The organism is Chenggangzhangella methanolivorans (assembly GCF_019797865.1).
Taxonomy (GTDB): Bacteria; Pseudomonadota; Alphaproteobacteria; order Rhizobiales; family Methylopilaceae; genus Methylopila; species Methylopila methanolivorans.
Genome location: NZ_CP081869.1, coordinates 835,031 through 852,133 on the forward strand (window position 1 = coordinate 835,031; position 17,103 = coordinate 852,133).

The window sequence follows — 17,103 nt, forward strand, 5'->3', positions numbered from 1 at the left end:
CTCGTTCATCAGAAGACCTCTATGGCGTCTCTCTCGAACGAACTCCTGAACGAGCCGTCCAGGCTTCGACGCATGAGAACGTTAGCTTCCAGAGACGTTTCGTCCTCGATGGCCACGGCGACGCCCGAAAGGTCGATCAGCGAGAACTTGGCATGCGGATCAACCTCGATCGCCACGTCGACGTCGCTGTCGGGTCGATTGTCCTGGCGCGCGCGCGAACCGAACAGGGCCATGTGGGTCACGCCCCTGGCCCTCAGCTTCGGCTCCAGCTCCAGAAGGCTCTGGATCAGATGTTCGCGCGACATCGTCATGGCGTTCGTTCTAGCACGCCTCCAGTTCAGCTCTTAAGCGCCGCCAGCTCGTCCGGGAGCGCGGCGGCCCAGTAGGTGCTCGAGCCCGCGCCCCAGCAACACCACGTAGTCGCCTGGCCTGGCCACTCCCGCCACGACGCCCGCGAGCGCCTGCGGGCTCTCAAGCGGGATGACGTGGCGATGGCCGCGCGCCCGCAGGCCCGCGATCAGATCGTCGCGCTCGGCGCCCTCGATCGGCTGCTCGCCGGCCGCGTAGACGTCGGCGACGATCACCGTGTCGGCGTCGTTGAAGCAGCTCGAAAATCCGTCGAACAGCGCCTTGAGGCGCGAGTAGCGGTGCGGCTGGACGACGGCCACGACATTGGCGTCCGTGGAAGCGCGCGCGGCCTTCAGGACGGCCGCGATCTCCACCGGATGGTGGCCGTAGTCGTCGAAGATCGTGACCCCGTTCCACTCGCCCACGCGGGTGAAGCGACGCTTCACGCCGCCGAACTTCGAGAGGCCCGCCCGGATCTGGTCCGGGGTCGCGCCGAGTTCATGGGCGACGGCGATGGCCGCGGTCGCGTTCAGCGCGTTGTGGCGGCCGGCCATCGGCAGCACGAGATCGTCGAGCGCGGTCTCGGCGCCGGACGTGCGGTCATGGATCGTCACGCGGAAGCGGCACTGGCCGCCCTTGAGGTCGAGGTCGCGCAGGCGCACGTCGGCCTGCGGGTTCTCGCCATAGGTCACGACCCGGCGGTCTTCGATCAGGCCCACCATGTCCTGCACGGTCGGGTGGTCAAGGCACATCACCGCGAAGCCGTAGAACGGCACGTTCTCCACGAAGGAGCGGAACGCGGCCTTCACGGCGTCGAAGGTGCCGAAATGGTCGAGATGCTCGGGGTCGATGTTGGTGACGACCGCGACGTCGGCGGGAAGCTTGAGGAAGGTGCCGTCGCTCTCGTCGGCCTCCACCACCATCCAGTCGCCGTCGCCCATGCGGGCGTTCGCGCCGTATGCGTTGATGATGCCGCCGTTGATGACGGTGGGATCGAGCCCGCCGGCGTCGAGCAGCGTGGCGACGAGCGAGGTCGTGGTGGTCTTGCCGTGCGTGCCGGCGATCGCGACGCAGGTCTTGAGCCGCATCAGCTCGGCGAGCATCTCGGCGCGGCGCACGACGGGCAGGCGGCGCTCGCGGGCGGCGGCGAGCTCGGCGTTGTTGCGCTTGATCGCCGAGGAGACGACCACGACCTCGGCCTTGCCGAGGTTTTCGGCCGCATGGCCGATCGTGACCGCGACGCCCTTCTCGCGCAGGCGCTTGACGTTGGCGTTCTCGGCGGCGTCCGAGCCCTGCACCGTGTAGCCGAGATTGGCCAGCACCTCGGCGATGCCCGACATGCCGATGCCGCCGATGCCGACGAAATGGATGGGCCCGATGTCGCGGGGAAGTTTCATGGGTCGGCACGCGGTCAGTTCGAGGGAAGGACGGCTTCAGCTTCGGGCGGCAGACCGGCCGCTCGCCGCCGCCAATACCACATCTGCGAGCCGCGCGGCGGCGTCGGGCGCGCCGACGCGGCGGGCGGCGTCGGCGGCGGCGGCGAGGCCCGCGGCGTCCTCGAGGCGGACGGCGAGATCGTCGGCGAGCGCCTGGGGCGACAGGCGGGACTGCTCCCAGACGACCGCGCCGCCCGCGAGCGCGAGCGCGTTGGCGTTGGCGAGCTGGTCGTTGTCGAGCGCGGGGCAGCGGCACGAGGATCGAGGGACGCCCGATCACCGCGAGCTCCGCGACCGTCGAGGCGCCGGCGCGCGCGATCACGAACTGGGCGAGCGCCATGTGGCCGGGCATGTCGGCGAAGAAGGAGGAGAGCTCGGCCTTCACGCCCGCGGCCGCATAGGCTGCGCGCGCGGCCTCGATGTCCTCGGGGCGGGCCTGCTGGGTCACGGCGAGCCGATCGCGCAGCTCCGTCGGCAACAGCGCGAGCGCGGCCGGCAGGATCTCGGAGATGAAGCGCGCCCCCTGGCTTCCGCCGAAGGCGAGCAGGCGAATGGGGTGGTGGTTGCTCGGCGGCCGGTAGGCGACCTCGCTCGCCGCGATCACCTGCGGGCGCACAGGGTTGCCGACATGGACGGTCTCGCGGCCTTCCGGCGCGCCCGAGACCGTCGGGAAGCCTGTGGCGATCTTCGTCGCGAGCTTCGCCAGCATGCGGTTGGCGCGGCCCATCACGGCGTCTGCTCGTGAAGGATCACGGGCGCGCCGACGATGCGGGCCGCGACCAGCGGCGGGAAGGTCGGATAGCCGCCGAAGCCGACGACGGCCGCCGGCTCGACCTTGCGCAGGATCGAGACGCAGCGGACGACGCCGCGCGACAGCGTGAGGCCCAGCTTGGCGTAGGCCGCGGGCCCCGATCCGCGCAGCGTGTCGGCGGGGGCGGCGTGCAGCGCGCGCGCCGGGAAATGCGAGGCGTAGGCGAGCGCGCGCTCGTCGGTGATGAGCTCGACGGGGACGCCGCGCGCTGCGAGTTCGGTCGCGAGCGCTTCGGCCGGGAAGAGATGCCCGCCGGTGCCGCCCGCGGCGAGCAGGATCGGCCGACCGGTCACGCCGGGGCTCCGGCGGGCGCGTGGCCGCTCTTGCGGGCGTGACGCCTGATCTCGGCGGCGAGCGCGTCGGCGCGCGGGCGCTTGCGGGTGAGCGCCAGCAGCATGCCCATGCCGAGCGCGAGCGCGAACATCGAGGAGCCGCCGTAGGACACGAAGGGCAGCGTCATGCCCTTGGCCGGGATCATGTGGAGGTTCACCGCCATGTTGATGGCCGACTGCAGGCCGAACAGCATGACGAGGCCGGCGATCGCGAGCCTTGTGAAGCCGTCCTGCGTGTTGCGGGCGTGGTAGAGGCCGCGCAGCACGATGAAGGCGTAGATCGACACGATCACCATGCAGAACAGCACGCCGAACTCCTCCGCGGTCACGGAGAAGATGAAGTCGGTGTGCCCGTCCGGGATGATGCGCTTGACGGTGCCCTCGCCCGGGCCCTTGCCGAACCAGCCGCCGGACGCGAAGGCCTCTGTGGCTTTCTCGATCTGGAAGTTGTCGCCGGTCTCGGGGTCGAGGAAGCGGTCGATGCGGCGCGCCACATGCGGCAGCACCTGATAGGCGGTGATGAGGCCGAAGGCCCCCGCCCCGCCGAGCCCGACCACCCAGATCCAGGGCAGGCCCGCGAGGAAGAACAGCACGCCCCAGACCGCCGTCGTCAGAACGGTCTGGCCGAGGTCGGGCTGAAGGATGAGCAGGCCCACCACCGAGCCGAGCAGCACGGTGGAGAGGATGTGGCCCGGCATGTCGCGCCGCTCGGAGCCTTCGGCGAAGAGCCAGGCGGCGAGCACGATGAAGGCCGGCTTCACGAATTCGGACGGCTGCACGACGATGCCGGCGAACGAGACCCAGCGCCGCGCGCCCTTGATCTCGGTGCCGTGGACGAGCGTCACGGCGAGCAGAACCATGCCGCCCGCGAACACGATCCAGGCGAGCCTGCGCACCTGCCGCGGCGACAGAAACGAGATGCCGATCATGATGAGGAACGCCGGGGCGAGGAACAGCGCCTGGCGGTTCACGAAGTGGAACAGGTCGAGCCCGATGCGTTCGGCGACGGGGGGCGAGGCCGCGAGCGACAGGACGACGCCGAGGACCATGAGGCCGCTCACGGCGAAGAGCAGGGCCCGGTCGATGGTCCACCACCACTCGCCGAAGAGGGTGCGTTCCGCGCGGGAGATCATGGTTCTGTTCCACTCCGAAGAGCATGCGGCGCGTCGCGGCCCGGCGGGCGGAAAGGCGCGAGCCGAGAATGGACGGTTAGCGTTAATGAAGTTCGAACTGGGGCCGCCAAGCGAGATGCGCTGGAGCCAAAGCGCGTCATCCCGGGCTTGACCCGGGATCCAGAACCGACGCGTCGTGGGGCTTGCCCATCCCTTATCGGTTCTGGATCCCGGCTCTTCGGCCGGGATGACCCGGCGCTTAAAGCTGAAGTCCCAGCACGGCCCTGCGGAACGCTTCGCCGCGCTCCTCGAAATTGCGGAACTGGTCGAAGGAGGCGCAGGCCGGCGAGAACAGCACGACGGGCTCCGGATCGGCCGACGCCTCCGCGGCCTTCGCGGCGGCCTCGACCGCCTTGTCGACGGTCCCGCAGAAGTCGTGCGCGACGCCGTGCTCGCCAAGCGTCCTGGCGAAAGCCTCCGAGGCCTCGCCGACGAGAAACGCCTTCTCGACGCGCCCGAGCAGCGGAACCAGCGCCTCGATGCCGCCGGTCTTGGGCTTGCCGCCGAGGATCCAGAACGACTTCTCGAACGAGGCGAGCGCCTTCTCGGCGCTGTCGGCGTTTGTCGCCTTCGAGTCGTTGATGAACACGACGCGGCCAGGCGTCGAAATCTCCATCCGGTGCGCGAGACCCGGGAAGGTCGAAAAGCCCTTCAGGATCGCCGCGTCGTCGAGGCCGAGCGCACGGGCGACCGCGCGGACCGCGCTCGCGTTCTGGACGTTGTGCGCGCCGCGCAGCGCCCGGGCGCCGGAGAGGTCGAGCGGATCGTTCTCCGAAATCTTGACGACCTCGACGCCCGCGATCGCAAGCCGCTTCGCCATCGCGGCCGACCGCTCGTCGTCGACGCCGATCACAGCGGTCTTCGCGTTCACCACCAGCCGCTCCTTGACGCCGGCGTAGCCGTCCATCGTGCCGTGGCGGTCGAGATGATCCTCGGAGAGGTTCAGCATCACCCCGACGGTCGGTGCGAGGGTCATGGTGAGGTCGATCTGGTAGGAGGAGCACTCCACCACATGGACGCGGTTCGGCGCGGGCGGCGCGAGCTCCAGCACCGGAACGCCGATGTTGCCGCCCATCTGCACGTCCCAGCCGGCCTCGCGCAGCACATGAGCGGTCAGCGCCGTGGTGGTGGACTTGCCGTTGGTGCCGGTGATCGCGACGAAGGGCGCGTCCGGCGCGATCGTGTCGCGCTCGCTGCAGAAGATCTGGATGTCGCCGATGACGCCGACGCCCGCGGCCTTGGCGAGCTCCACGCTCCAATGGGGCTTGGGATGGGTGAGCGGCACGCCCGGCGCGAGCACCAAAAGCTCGAAACGGGAGAAGTCGCCCTCGCGCAGGTCGCCGGTCGGCAGGCCTTCGGCCTTGGCCTTCTCGACGCTCGCGGCGTTGTCGTCGAAGGCGGTGACGTCGGCGCCGCCCGCCACGAGGCTGCGCACGGTCGCAAGCCCCGAGCCGCCGAGCCCGAAGACCGCGACCTTCATGTCCTTGAACGCGGTCGCAGGCGTCACGAGAGAGACGCCCGCCTCTGCGCGAGGTTGATCCAGAAGAAGGCGTTCTGGGGAGAGGCGCTGCGTGCGTCGGGACGCGCCGCGTCGCGTCGCTCCTCGGCATGAGGAGCCCTTAGACTCCACACATGCACCTTATGCTGAGGAGCCGTCCGCAGAACGGCGTCTCGAAGCACGCAGTTGGCCTCGATGTGGTCTTGCGAAGCAGCCATGCCCGTCACCTCAGCTTCAGCGTCGCAAGGCCCACGAGGGCCAGCACGACGGCGATGATCCAGAAACGCACGACGACCTGGGGCTCCGACCAGCCGAGCTGCTCGAAGTGATGGTGGATCGGGGCCATGCGGAACACCCGCTTGCCCGTCAGCTTGAAGGAGGCGACCTGCACGATCACCGACACGGCCTCGAGCACGAACAGGCCGCCGATGATGGCGAGCACGATCTCATGCTTGGTCGCGACCGCGGTCGCGCCCAGCATGCCGCCGAGCGCGAGCGATCCGGTGTCGCCCATGAAGATCGAGGCCGGGGGCGCGTTGAACCAGAGGAAGCCGAGCCCCCCCCAGCATCGCGCCGCACACGACCGCGATCTCGCCGGTTCCGGTCGTGAAGTGGATCTGAAGGTACTCGGCGAAGAGCGCGTTGCCGGAGAGATAGGCGATGAAGCCGAAGCTCGCGGCCGCGATCATCACCGGCACGATCGCGAGGCCGTCGAGGCCGTCGGTGAGGTTCACGGCGTTGCCCGCGCCCACCAGCACCACCGCGCCGAACAGGACGAAGAACCAGCCGAGATCGAGCAACAGGTTCTTGAAGAACGGAAAGGCTAGCGAGGTCGAGAAGCCGAAGTCGAGGCCCGGCAGGCTCGCGGCGCGGAAGCCGCCCGGCTGGCCCGCGATCGCGATGCAGTAGACCGCGATGATGGCGATGGCGAATTCGAGGCCCAGTCGCATCTTGCCCGAATAGCCGGCGTGGGTCTGCTTCGTGACCTTGAGATAGTCGTCATAGAAGCCGATCGCGCCGAAGCCCACGGTGACGAACAGAACGATCCAGACGTAAGGATTGGCGAGGTTCCCCCACAGCAGCACCGAGGCGATCATCCCGGAGAGGATCATCAGCCCGCCCATGGTGGGGGTGCCGCGCTTGGAGAGGTGGGTGACCGGGCCGTCCGCTCGGATCGGCTGGCCCTTGCCCTGCTTGATCCTGAGCGTGTCGATGATCAGCGGGCCGAACAGGAACACGAACAGCGCGCCCGTCATCACGGCGCCGCCGGTGCGGAACGTGATGTAGCGGAAGATGTTGAAGCCCGGAACGAGGTCCGAGAATTCGGCGAGGAAGCTGAGCATGGTCGCGCTTTACCCGGCCGCCTGCGTCTCGTCGACCGTCGAAAGAGGCCGGAAGCGCTCTTTCATCGCGGCGACGACCGGGCCCATGCGCGAGCCGTTGGAGCCTTTCACCATGACGACGTCGCCGGCCTTCAGGCGATCGAGCAGCTTGGGCTGAAGCTCGGCGGCGGTCTCGGCCCATCCGCCGCGGCGCGCCTTGGGCAGCGCGTCGAAGAGCGACTTCATCAGCGGCCCGGCGCAGAACACGAGGTCGATGCGCGCCGCCGCCGCCGTCTCCGCCACCTTGGCGTGGAGCGCCGGCCCCTCGTCGCCGAGCTCCAGCATGTCGCCCAGCACGGCGATGCGGCGGCCCGTCGGCGGCGCCATGGTGTGGCCGAGCAGCGCGAGCGCCGAGCGCATCGAAGCGGGATTGGCGTTTAGCTTTCGTCGATCACAAGCAGCGAGCCGCCTGCGACGCCGAGCTCGTGGCGCTGGCCGCGCCCGGCGGGCGGGGCGAACTTGGCGAGCGCGAGCGCGGCGAGCGCGAGGTCCGCGCCGGCGAGCTTGGCGGCCAGCAGCACGCCGAGCGCGTTCTGGACGACGTGGCGGCCGGGCGCGCCGATCTTGAAGGTGACGGGCTCGCCCAGGATGGTGGCGGCGACGCAGGAGCTCGTCTCCTTGAGCGCCAGCCGGTCGAGGCGAGAGTCCGCCGAGACGTGCTCGCCGAAGCTCCAGACCGCGGCGCCGCATTCGATGGCGGCGGCCTTCAGGCGCTCGTAATGGGCGTTGTCGCGATTGACGACCGCATGGCCGCCGCGCACCAGCCCCTCGAAGATCTCGGCCTTGGCGTCGGCGATGCCCTCGACGTTCTTGAAGGCTGCGAGATGGACGGGCTCGACGTTCGTCACCATCGCGACGTGCGGGCGCACCATCTTGGTGAGCGGGCGGATCTCGTCGGGGTGGTTCATGCCGATCTCGAACACGCCATAGGCGGCCGACTTCGGCAGGCGCGCGAGCGTGAGCGGCACGCCCCAATGGTTGTTGTAGGAGGCGGCGGAGGCGTGGGTCTGGCCGTCCTCCGCGAGCGCAAGGCGCAGCGCCTCCTTGGTCGAGGTCTTTCCGACCGAGCCCGTCACCGCGACGATCTTGGCGCGCGAGCGGGCGCGGGCCGCGATCCCGGTCGCGACCATCGCCTCGAGCACGTCCTTGACGATGAGGATCGGGCCGAAGGCCGACGCCTCGTCGGCGTGGGCCTCGTCCACGACCGCGAGGCTCGCTCCGCGGCCGAGCGCGTCGCCGACGAATTTGTGGCCGTCATGCACGTCGCCCTTGATGGCGAAGAACACGTCGCCGCGCCCGACCGTGCGGCTGTCGATCGAGACGCCCGTCAGCGCGCCGTCCGGACGGCCGGCGAGGCGCCCGGCGGTGGCGAGCGCGAGCTCCGGCGCGGACCAGAGCGGCTCGGCGAATGCGGTCTGCGCGGTCACGCGGCGTCCCCCAACTTTGCGAGCGTCTCGCGAACCACCTCGTGGTCGGAGAACGGCAATGTCCGATCGCCCACGATCTGGCCGGTTTCGTGACCCTTGCCCGCGATCACCACCACGTCGCCGGCTTTCGCCTCGCCGACCGCGGTCTCGATCGCGGTCCGGCGATCGCCGATTTCACGCGCCTGCGGAGCCGCGGCGAGGATCGCGGCGCGGATCTTCGCGGGCTCTTCGGAGCGCGGATTGTCGTCGGTGACGACGACGTCGTCGGCGCCGGCCGCCGCCGCCTCGCCCATCATCGGGCGCTTGCCCGGATCCCGGTCGCCGCCGGCGCCGAAGACCGCGACGAGGCGTCCAGCGGCGAAGGGACGAAGGGCCGCGAGCACCGAGGCGAGAGCGTCGGGCTTGTGGGCGTAATCGACGAAGACCGCGGCGCCCGAAGGCGTTTCGCCCACGAGCTCCAGTCGGCCGGGCACGCCTTCAAGCCGTTCGAGGCCGGCGAGAGCGACGTCCTGGTCGACTCCGGTCGCGATGGCGAGGCCTGCGGCCACGAGCGCGTTCTCGGCCTGGAAGTCGCCTGCGAGCGGCAGACGGACCTCGCGCAGGCCGGCGGGCGTGTCGAGCGAAAGGATTTGGGCGAGGCCGTCGCGGCGCACGTCCGTCAGCCGGAAGGTCTCGCCTTTGCGGCCGAGCGTGAAGAGGCCCTGCCCCCTCGCCTTCGCGGCGTCGATGAAGGCCGGGGCGTCGGAGGAGTCCGCCCACACCACAGCTGTCCCATCCTTGGGAAGCAGTTCGGTGAAGAGCCGAAGCTTGGCGTCGCGGTAGTGCTCGACCGTCGGATGATAGTCCATGTGGTCGCGTGAGAGATTGGTGAAAGCCGCGGCGTTAAGGTTAACGCCATGCAGTCTTTTCTGGTCGAGGCCGTGGCTCGAGGCCTCCATCGCGAGATGGGTCACCCCCTCCTCCGCGAGGCCGTCGAGCGTGCGATGGAGCGAAACCGGATCGGGCGTCGTCAGCGATCCGTAGGTCGCCCCGGAGGGCTTGGTCACGCCGATCGTGCCGAGGCTTGCGGCGGCGTGGCCGGCATGGCTCCAGATCTGGCGGAGAAACGTGACGGTCGAGCTCTTGCCGCTCGTGCCGGTGACGGCCGCGATCTGCTCCGGCTGGCGCGGATAGAGCCGCGCCGCCGCCTTCGCCAGCGCAAGCCGGCCGTCGGCGACCCGCACCACGGGAACCGGCGCGTCGACCGGCGCTTCGGACACCACCGCGGCCGCGCCCTTCTCCAGCGCCTGCGCCACGAAGCGCGCGCCGTCGGTCTTGGCGCCTGCGAGCGCGGCGAACGCGAAGCCGGGCTCCACCGCCCGGCTGTCGGCCGTCAGCCCCGCGATCGCGGTCGCCGCGACGTCGGGCGCGAGCCCTTCGTCGGGAAACAGCGCGCCGAGAGTTCTGGCCGGAGCCTTCAGGTCGCTCACTCCTGAACCGAGCCCGTCGGGATGCCGCCGAGCAGCGCCGTCGCGGTCGGGGCCTCGTAATCAGGCTCGACGTTGAGCAGCGGCGCGATGCGCTCGACCATCCTGCCGCCGACCGGAACGACGTTCCAGCCGGAGGTGGCGAAACCGTGGGTCTCGGGCAGCGCCTTCGGCTCGTCGAGCACGGCGAGCAGCATGTAGCGCGGCTTGTCCATCGGGAACACGGCGGTGAAGGCGGTCAGGTTCTTGGTCTTCGAGTAACGGCCGCCGATGACCTTCTCGGCCGTGCCGGTCTTGCCGCCGACGCGGTAGCCCGGAATGTCGGCCTTCTTGGCCGAGCCCTTCTCGGCGTTGAGGCGCATCAGGTAGCGCATCTGGACCGAGGTCTGGTCGCGCAGCACCTTGGTCGAGACGGCGCGCGCCTCCTCGGCGGTGCGCTGCAGGAAGGTCGGCTTCATCAGCCAGCCGCCGTTGACGAGCGCCGAGACGCCCATCACCGACTGGATCGGCGCGATCGCGACGCCATGGCCGAACGAGATGGTGATGGTGTTGAGCTCGCCCCAGCGGGCCGGCACCAGCGGACGGGCGCTTTCCGGCAGCTCCGTCTGGAGACGGTCGAGCTGGCCCATCTTCTTCAGAAACGCCTTGTGCGCCTCGACGCCCATGGTCAGCGCGATGCGCGCCGTGCCGATGTTGGACGAGTGGATGAACACCTCCGGCACCGTCAGCACCCGACGCTGCGGATGGAAGTCGTGGATCTTGAACCGGCCGTACTGCAGCGGCGCGCGGGCGTCGAAGCGGCTCTGGAGGCTGACCTTGCCGCTGTCCAGCCCCATGGCGATGGTCAGCGCCTTCATAGTCGAGCCCATCTCGAACACGCCGGTGTTGACGCGGTTGATGGCTTCCGGCTTCAGCGCGTCGGAGGGAATGTTCGGATCGTAGTCCGGCAACGAGACGAGGCTGACGATCTCGCCGGTGTCGACGTCGGCGATGGCGGCCGACGCCGCGATCGCCTTGAACTTCTTCATGCCCTCGGCGAGCTCGTCGCGCACCGCGTGCTGGACCTTGAGGTCGAGCGCCATGCGGATGGGCGCCATGCGGCCGCCCTTTCCGGCCTCGAGCGCCGCGGCGCGGGTGAGGCCGGACGTGTCGAGATACTTCTCGATGCCCGCGATGCCCTTGTTGTCGATGTCGGCGAAGCCGAGCACATGGGCGACCTGGGTGCCGTTCGGATAGACGCGCTTGTTCTCCTGCACGAAGGCGACGCCCGGAATGCCGAGGCGGAACACTTTCACCTGGTCGCGCGGAGAGATCTCGCGCTTCAGCCAGACGAAGCCCTTCTTGGTGGAGAGCTTGGCGCGAAGATCCTTGGCGTTGAGGTCGGGGAGCGCCTGGCTGAGCAGGTCCACCGCCTCGTCGACGTCGATGATGTTCTTCGGCTCGGCGTAGAGCGACGACACCTTCACGTCGGTCGCGAGCACGGTGCCGTTGCGGTCGACGATGTCGGGCCGCTGGATGGCGGCGACGGTCTGGGCGACCCGCTCGATCTCGTCGATGTTCGGCGCGACGGCGTACTGGACGAGGCGGCCGACGATCAGCGCGTAGATCACGCCGAAGCCGATGGCCGCAAGCCGAAGCCGCCCCGAGGTGAGGCCGAGGCCCTCGCCCGAACCGATCAGCAGCCGCACGGCGCGTCGGAACATGCGCCAGCCGAACTTCGTCGCGGTCCAGAGGCCGCGCGCGCTCGCGCCGGCGCCGCGCCCGAGCGCCGCGCCCGCGATCGCGCCGTTGCGGAAGGCGCCGTCGATCACCGCCTGCCCGTTCATCGCACGACGCCAATCTTTCTGAGGAAATCGGTCAGGTTCGCAGGCTGCGCGGGCCGCGGGGCGGGCGCGACCTGCATCGGCTGCGGCGCGGGCCGCGTCGCCGGCGCCTTGAGCTGGGACACGGGCTTCACGGCGATCGTCGCCTTTTTGGCGGGCGGAGCCGGTTTCTTCACGGCGGTCGGGGTCGACGGCTCCTTGTCGATCACGAGGCTGGCGTCCTGGCCCATCAAGCCGAGCGCCTCGAGCTTCTTGCCGATCTCGTCGACCGGCAGGCCGCCCGGGCAACGAGGCGAGATGCAAGGTCTGCTCGCGCGTCAGCGGCTTCAGATCGAGATGCTGTTCGGTCAGCGCCTGGACGCGGTCGAGCCGCGCGAGGAACGCCCATTCGGCCTTCAGCACCGCGACGGAGTCGACCTCCTGGGTGATCTGGCGCTTGAGCTTGGCGACCTCTTCGGAGTGGCGCGTCGCCTCATATTTGATGCGGTAGACGTAGACCGCCGAGCCGACCAGCGACAGCACGGCAACGACATTGACGATGCGGGCGATCTTCACGACGCGCCTCCGGGAAGGCCTTGCAGCGGCAGGCGCGGCACGCCGAACGCGAACGGATCGCCGCCGCGGGCGGGCGCCTCGGTGCGGCGGGCGGCGCGCAGGCGCGCGGAACGGGCGCGGGCGTTGGTCTTGGTTTCGGCGTCGCCGGGCTTGGCGGCCCCGCGTGAAATCGCCTCGAAGGTCGCGGGCGGCACGATCGCCTGCGGCATGTGGCGCGACCCGCCCGCCTGGGTGCGGGTGCGGTCGGCGAGGAACGTTTTCACGATCCGGTCCTCGAGCGAATGGAACGACACGACGACAAGGCGCCCGCCCGGCTTCAGGCGCTTCTCGGCGGCGAAAAGCGCACGGCCGAGCTCGCCGAGCTCGTCGTTCACCGCGATGCGCAGCGCCTGGAAGGTGCGCGTCGCCGGCGAGATGCCGTCGTTCCAGCTTCCGAGCACGCGTTCGCAGATCGCGGCGAGCTGGGCCGTGGTCTCGATCGGCGCCTTCTCGCGCTCGGCCACGATCGCGCGGGCGATCGCGCCGGCGCGGCGCTCCTCGCCGAGCGTGCGGAGCACCGCGGCGAGCTCCTTCTCTTCGAGATCGGCGACAAGATCGGCGGCGCTCGGGCCTTCGCCGCCCATGCGCATGTCGAGCGGGCCCTCGAAGCGGAACGAGAAGCCGCGCGCAGCCTGGTCGAGCTGCATGGACGAGACGCCGACGTCGAGCACGAGACCGTCGAGCGCCTCGACGCCGAGCTGGTCGAGGGCTGCGGAGAGGTTCGAGAAGCGCTCCTCGACGAGCGTGAGGCGCCCCTTCGAGGCCGCGACGAGGTCGTAGCCGCCGGCGATCGCGGTCGGGTCGCGGTCGAGCGCGACGACGTCCCGCGCCCGTCCTCGAGGATCGCGCGCGTGTAGCCGCCGGCCCCGAACGTGCCGTCGAGAATGATCTCTCCGGGCTTGGGATCGAGCGCGGCGATCACCTCCTCGAGCATGACCGGCAGGTGACGGGCGTCGGCGCTCATGTCGAGGCCTCCGGAGCGCCGGGGCGCGCGAGCCGCGACTTCAGCGCCCTCGCGTCCGCGCGCGCGGTCGCAAGATGCGCCCGGAAGCGCTCCGGCTCCCAGATCTGGAACTTCGAGCCCTGGCCGACGAAGGTCACGGCGTCCGAAATGCCCGCATAGGCCTTGAGGCTCTCGGTGAGGATGACTCTGCCCTCGGAATCGATCTTGAGGATTTCGCTGACGCCGAGCAGCGCCGTCGACAGGCTGTCGCGCTCGGTCGAATAAGGCGGCAGGGCGTCCAGCAGCCTGTCGATCTCCGACAGGAGCGCCTCGCCCCCGGCGTCGAGCGCCTCGAGGTCCAGCGACGGATGGACGTAAAGCCCCGGAATGGCGTCCTGCGTCAGGATCGCCCGGAACGGCGCCGGGATCGACACCCGCCCCTTCGCGTCGATCTTCGTCGACAGGTTGGACAGGAAGCGATCCATGCCCCGACGGCCCGTTTCCCCATGGCGACGGCGTCAAACCGCCGATCGACCGATCCCCAGCGTTGAACCGCCCGCACCGCGCGCACGACCGCGCGTCCGCAGCCTCCACGGCCGCGGACGAAACAGCCGACGCTTCCCTGAAGGGAGCGTCCGCACGCCGTTTCGACGGGATAGCTTGGGATATCATGGGCCCCTATGGGCGTCAACGAAATGGCCAGTCGGGCCGGCGCGGCTCGGCCCAGGACGCGAGACCTGTTCAAGGGCCGGGTCGCGACCGGCGCGCGACGACCAACTAGAGCTTTATTAGGGTTAAGAAGGCGTTTCCGACGCCGTCGACGGCGCCCCGACGCGGCCCCATAGGCGGCGGCGCGGCGACGGGTTGTCCACAAGAGCCTGTGGACAACCCGGCCATGACGGCGCGCTTGAAAAAATCTGGGGCCAGCCGGCCTGTAAGCCGGGTTCTGTATGGCGCGCGTCGGCGGACCGGCGCGCGCGTGACGACCATTCCTCTGGGACGTCCGTCGCCGGACGCCTCAAGCAACCAACCCGGGCGACGGCCCGGAAGCAGGCCTGCCGACGGCTTTCGCCGCCTGCGCGTCGCCCCTATTCGGTCTTGCTCCCGGCGGGGTTTGCCGTGCCGCTCCCGTTACCGGTCGCGCGGTGCGCTCTTACCGCACCCTTTCACCCTTACCGCCGGCCATAGCCGGAGGCGGTTTGCTCTCTGTGGCACTTTCCCTGGGGTCGCCCCCGCCGGACGTTATCCGGCGCCGTGTTTCCGTGGAGCCCGGACTTTCCTCTCCGCTCCGATGAAGGAGCGAAGCGGCCGTCCGGCCGACTGGCCGGCCCTTGTGGGACGGCCGGCCGGAGCGCGTCAAGCGGCGAAGGGAAAGCAGCTTGCGATCAGCTCGCCGACGCCATGTAGCGGCGCACCTTCGCGCAGTAGACCGCGCCGGCGCGCGTCACGCCCTTCACGGCGTGTCCGCCCTGATACTTCGAGACCGCCGCGCAGGTGTTTCCGCCGGCCTTGCGAACGGCTTCGGCGAGATAGCGCATGCCGTATCGAAGGTTGGCGGACGGCTCGTAGAGCGCCTGCCGGCTGCCGCGGAAGCCCATGCCGCGCGCCGTCTGGTAGCTGAGCTGCATCAGGCCGATGTAACCGCCCTTGCCGGTGGCGCGCGGCTGGTACATCGACTCGACCTTCACCACCGCATGGCCGAGCGCCGGCTCACCCCGGCGGTCTTCGCCGCGGCCGTCACCATTCCCTGGATCGAGCCCGTGGGCGCATTGGTCGCGAGATCGCCGGCAGGCTTCTCGATCTGCTCGACCGGCACCTCGCGGGTGAGCGCGACCGTGTTGGTTTTGCGCGCAAGCCGGCGGGCCGACGCTTCGCGGACTCGGGCGCGGGCCTCGGCGCGCGCCTGCTTCGTCCGGCTCACGAGGCGCGGCTGCGCGCCGGCCGTCTTCGAAGCGACGGCCTTGGGAGCCGGGGCCTGCGGCTGGGCAGGCGCAGAGCCTGCGTTGCGGGCCGAGGTGAAGGCGGCGGCGCCGCGCGAAGCGGCGGATGGAACGGCGGCGGCGTTGGCCGCGTTAACCTGCCGTTCAGACTTTTCGTCTGGGCCGCAGTCGAGGCGACGCGGGCTTGAGATTTTCCGGAGAACTGAGAACCCCGGCAAGATGTCTTGAGTTCGGCGAAGCTTCCGCCGAGGCGACGGTCGCCGCTAGCAGAGCGACGACGATCGTCGATTTACGCATGTCCACACTCCCGATGCGTTACGCAACGGCAGGTCTTAGGCGTGAGAAAAAAGACCTCCGATCGACCATGATCAGGCTGTCGTCAGGCCGTCATATGGCGAGACTTCGGCGGCGGCCCCTCAGACGGACGGCGAGGCCGCCAGCAGGTTGCGCAACGTGTCGACGGTCGAGAAGTCGGCGACGCCGTCGACGAGTTCCTGACGGAAATGCCGCTGGAACGCCCGCACCACATCCTCGGTCGCGGCGCTGTAGCGGCCGTCGATCTCGATCCCGTAACCGTAGAGGCTGAGCAGCGTCTGCAGATGCTCGACCGGTTCGCCCTCCTCGCCGGGAGCCAGGCGCGCGCCCTCCCGATCGGCGTCGGCGCGACCCAGTGGCCGACGTTTTCGGCGGCAAGCCGGTACCACGGAAATTTCTCGCCCGGGTCCTGTTTGCGGCGCGGCGCGACGTCGGAATGAGCGAGCACCCGCTGAGGTTGAATACCTCGTCGTGCGCAAATGTCGCGGGAGAGCGCGATCACCGCCGCGACCTGCGCGTCGGGAAAATCGCGGTAGCCGTGTTCGTGGCCCGGATTGACGATCTCGACGCCGATCGAGCCGGAATTCACGTCGGTCTCGCCGTCCCAGCTCGACAGGCCCGCGTGCCAGGCGCGGCGCTCTTCGGGGACAAGCTGGAGGATCTCCCCGTCCTCGAGGACGACGTAAGGCAGGAAACCTCGCCTCGGTCAGCTGCTCGACCGCGGCTTCGGCGGACGTCATGCCCGTGTAGTGCAGGAGCAGGATGTCGGCCTCGCGCCCGTCGCGCCGCTCGTCGTGATTGGCGGCGGGGATGATCTTCGAGACCAGCGCGCTGTCCGGCCTCATGTCAGAGCCCGCTCGGCGCGGATCGCGTCCCAGGCGGCGTTGATGGCCGCGAGCTTCGAGGTCGCGACGCGGATCGCCTCCGGCGGCAGGCCGCGGGCGAGCGCCCGGTCCGGGTGATTTTCGGCCACGAGCGCGCGGTGGCGACGCTTGAGCTCGTCGTCGGACGCCGAAGGCTCCGCGCCGAGGATTTCGTAAGGGTCGTCCTCGGGCAACCGCACATAGCGTCCGAACGCGCGCCGCACGCTGGCGCGATCGAGCGAAAAGATCTCGGCGACCTGCATCAGGTAGTTGACCTCGGCCTCATGGATCGCCCCGTCGGCGGCGGCGATGTGGCGAGGCTGTGCAGCACGTCTTCGAGCGTGGCGGGCTCGCCCTCGAACAGATCGTGCAATTGTTTGGCGTAGGACTCGAACCCGGCGACATCGTAGGTCGCGCGGTCAAAGACCTCCTGGACCTCCGCCAGGTCGTCAGGCTTGATCTCGAACACCTTTCGGAACGCTTCGACCTCGACCGGCGCGACGACGCCGTCGGACTTCGCCATCTTGGCCGAGAGCGCGATGACGCCGATGGTGAAGGCGAGGCTTCTCGCGTCGCGGTCCTCGGCCTCCGCGACTGCCGGGGTCGGTCTCACGGTCGACGAGCAGATGGCCGGCGATCACGCCCGCGATCGCGCCGAGCGGCCCGCCCAGCATGAAGCCGCCCGCAGCTCCTCCGAGCTTTCCCCAGAACGCCATTGGTCTTCCGCTCCCGGATTCGCTTGGCGCCAAGTTA

At 69.7% G+C, this 17,103-nt stretch carries 8 protein-coding genes, 1 other RNA gene and 8 pseudogenes; all 17 read right to left on the reverse strand.

All coding sequences use genetic code 11. From position 1 onward, the window contains the following. Positions 1-8: 8 nt before the first annotated feature. Entirely contained in the window at positions 9-311 is a 303-nt protein-coding gene (locus tag K6K41_RS04395; protein WP_261404068.1) for a nucleotidyltransferase family protein, read from the reverse strand. 26 nt (positions 312-337) lie between these two features. Continuing rightward, positions 338-1,745: pseudogene (gene murC / locus K6K41_RS04400) on the reverse strand (UDP-N-acetylmuramate--L-alanine ligase). Between the two features lie 36 nt (positions 1,746-1,781). Further along, positions 1,782-2,888: pseudogene (murG, locus tag K6K41_RS04405) on the reverse strand (undecaprenyldiphospho-muramoylpentapeptide beta-N-acetylglucosaminyltransferase). Beyond that, a complete protein-coding gene (gene ftsW, locus K6K41_RS04410; RefSeq protein WP_261404069.1) occupies positions 2,885-4,060 on the reverse strand; it encodes a putative lipid II flippase FtsW in 1,176 nt (391 codons plus the stop codon). Before ftsW ends, murG begins: the two are co-directional and overlap by 4 nt. A 238-nt stretch (positions 4,061-4,298) precedes the next feature. Next, a complete protein-coding gene (murD, locus tag K6K41_RS04415) occupies positions 4,299-5,606 on the reverse strand; it encodes a UDP-N-acetylmuramoyl-L-alanine--D-glutamate ligase (RefSeq protein ID WP_261404070.1) in 1,308 nt (435 codons plus the stop codon). Between the two features lie 214 nt (positions 5,607-5,820). Next, positions 5,821-6,940: pseudogene (gene mraY / locus K6K41_RS04425) on the reverse strand (phospho-N-acetylmuramoyl-pentapeptide-transferase). A 9-nt stretch (positions 6,941-6,949) separates the two neighbouring features. After that, a pseudogene (locus K6K41_RS04430) lies at positions 6,950-8,406 on the reverse strand (UDP-N-acetylmuramoylalanyl-D-glutamyl-2,6-diaminopimelate--D-alanyl-D-alanine ligase). Further along, entirely contained in the window at positions 8,403-9,866 is a 1,464-nt protein-coding gene (locus K6K41_RS04435) for a UDP-N-acetylmuramoyl-L-alanyl-D-glutamate--2,6-diaminopimelate ligase (protein ID WP_378146892.1), read from the reverse strand. Before K6K41_RS04435 ends, K6K41_RS04430 begins: the two are co-directional and overlap by 4 nt. Positions 9,867-9,871: 5 nt before the next feature. Continuing rightward, the gene (locus tag K6K41_RS04440; RefSeq protein WP_261405639.1) at positions 9,872-11,575 is read right to left on the reverse strand and encodes a peptidoglycan D,D-transpeptidase FtsI family protein; all 1,704 of its coding nucleotides are present in this window, start codon (positions 11,573-11,575) and stop codon (positions 9,872-9,874) included. A 492-nt stretch (positions 11,576-12,067) separates the two neighbouring features. Then, positions 12,068-12,250, reverse strand: a pseudogene (gene ftsL, locus K6K41_RS30175) (cell division protein FtsL); the annotation flags it as partial. Further along, positions 12,247-13,253: pseudogene (gene rsmH / locus K6K41_RS04445) on the reverse strand (16S rRNA (cytosine(1402)-N(4))-methyltransferase RsmH). The pseudogenes ftsL and rsmH, both read right to left, overlap by 4 nt. Next, the gene (locus K6K41_RS04450) at positions 13,250-13,717 is read right to left on the reverse strand and encodes a division/cell wall cluster transcriptional repressor MraZ (RefSeq protein ID WP_261404073.1); all 468 of its coding nucleotides are present in this window, start codon (positions 13,715-13,717) and stop codon (positions 13,250-13,252) included. The pseudogene rsmH and the gene K6K41_RS04450 overlap by 4 nt, the downstream one beginning before the upstream one ends. A 434-nt stretch (positions 13,718-14,151) precedes the next feature. Further along, positions 14,152-14,556: RNase P RNA component class A (gene rnpB / locus K6K41_RS04455), an RNA gene on the reverse strand. A gap of 61 nt (positions 14,557-14,617) precedes the next feature. Beyond that, complete coding sequence (locus K6K41_RS04460; protein ID WP_261404074.1) at positions 14,618-14,923, reverse strand: lytic transglycosylase domain-containing protein; 306 nt, start codon at positions 14,921-14,923, stop codon at positions 14,618-14,620. Then, positions 14,917-15,153, reverse strand: a complete 237-nt coding sequence (locus tag K6K41_RS04465; RefSeq protein WP_261404075.1) for a hypothetical protein — start codon at positions 15,151-15,153, stop codon at positions 14,917-14,919. The genes K6K41_RS04460 and K6K41_RS04465 overlap by 7 nt, the downstream gene beginning before the upstream one ends. A gap of 435 nt (positions 15,154-15,588) precedes the next feature. Further along, positions 15,589-16,332, reverse strand: a pseudogene (locus K6K41_RS04470) (N-acetylmuramoyl-L-alanine amidase). Further along, positions 16,329-17,066 (reverse strand): annotated as a pseudogene (locus K6K41_RS04475) (TerB family tellurite resistance protein). Before K6K41_RS04475 ends, K6K41_RS04470 begins: the two co-directional pseudogenes overlap by 4 nt. Positions 17,067-17,103 lie beyond the last annotated feature (37 nt).

Bases quoted from the DNA above. Each gene is read 5' to 3' on its own strand.
- K6K41_RS04395 (WP_261404068.1), bottom strand. From the start codon at position 311: ATGACGATGTCGCGCGAACATCTGATCCAGAGCCTTCTGGAGCTGGAG.
- ftsW (WP_261404069.1), bottom strand. From the start codon at position 4,060: ATGATCTCCCGCGCGGAACGCACCCTCTTCGGCGAGTGGTGGTGGACC.
- K6K41_RS04440 (WP_261405639.1), bottom strand. From the start codon at position 11,575: ATGTTCCGACGCGCCGTGCGGCTGCTGATCGGTTCGGGCGAGGGCCTC.
- K6K41_RS04450 (WP_261404073.1), bottom strand. From the start codon at position 13,717: ATGGATCGCTTCCTGTCCAACCTGTCGACGAAGATCGACGCGAAGGGG.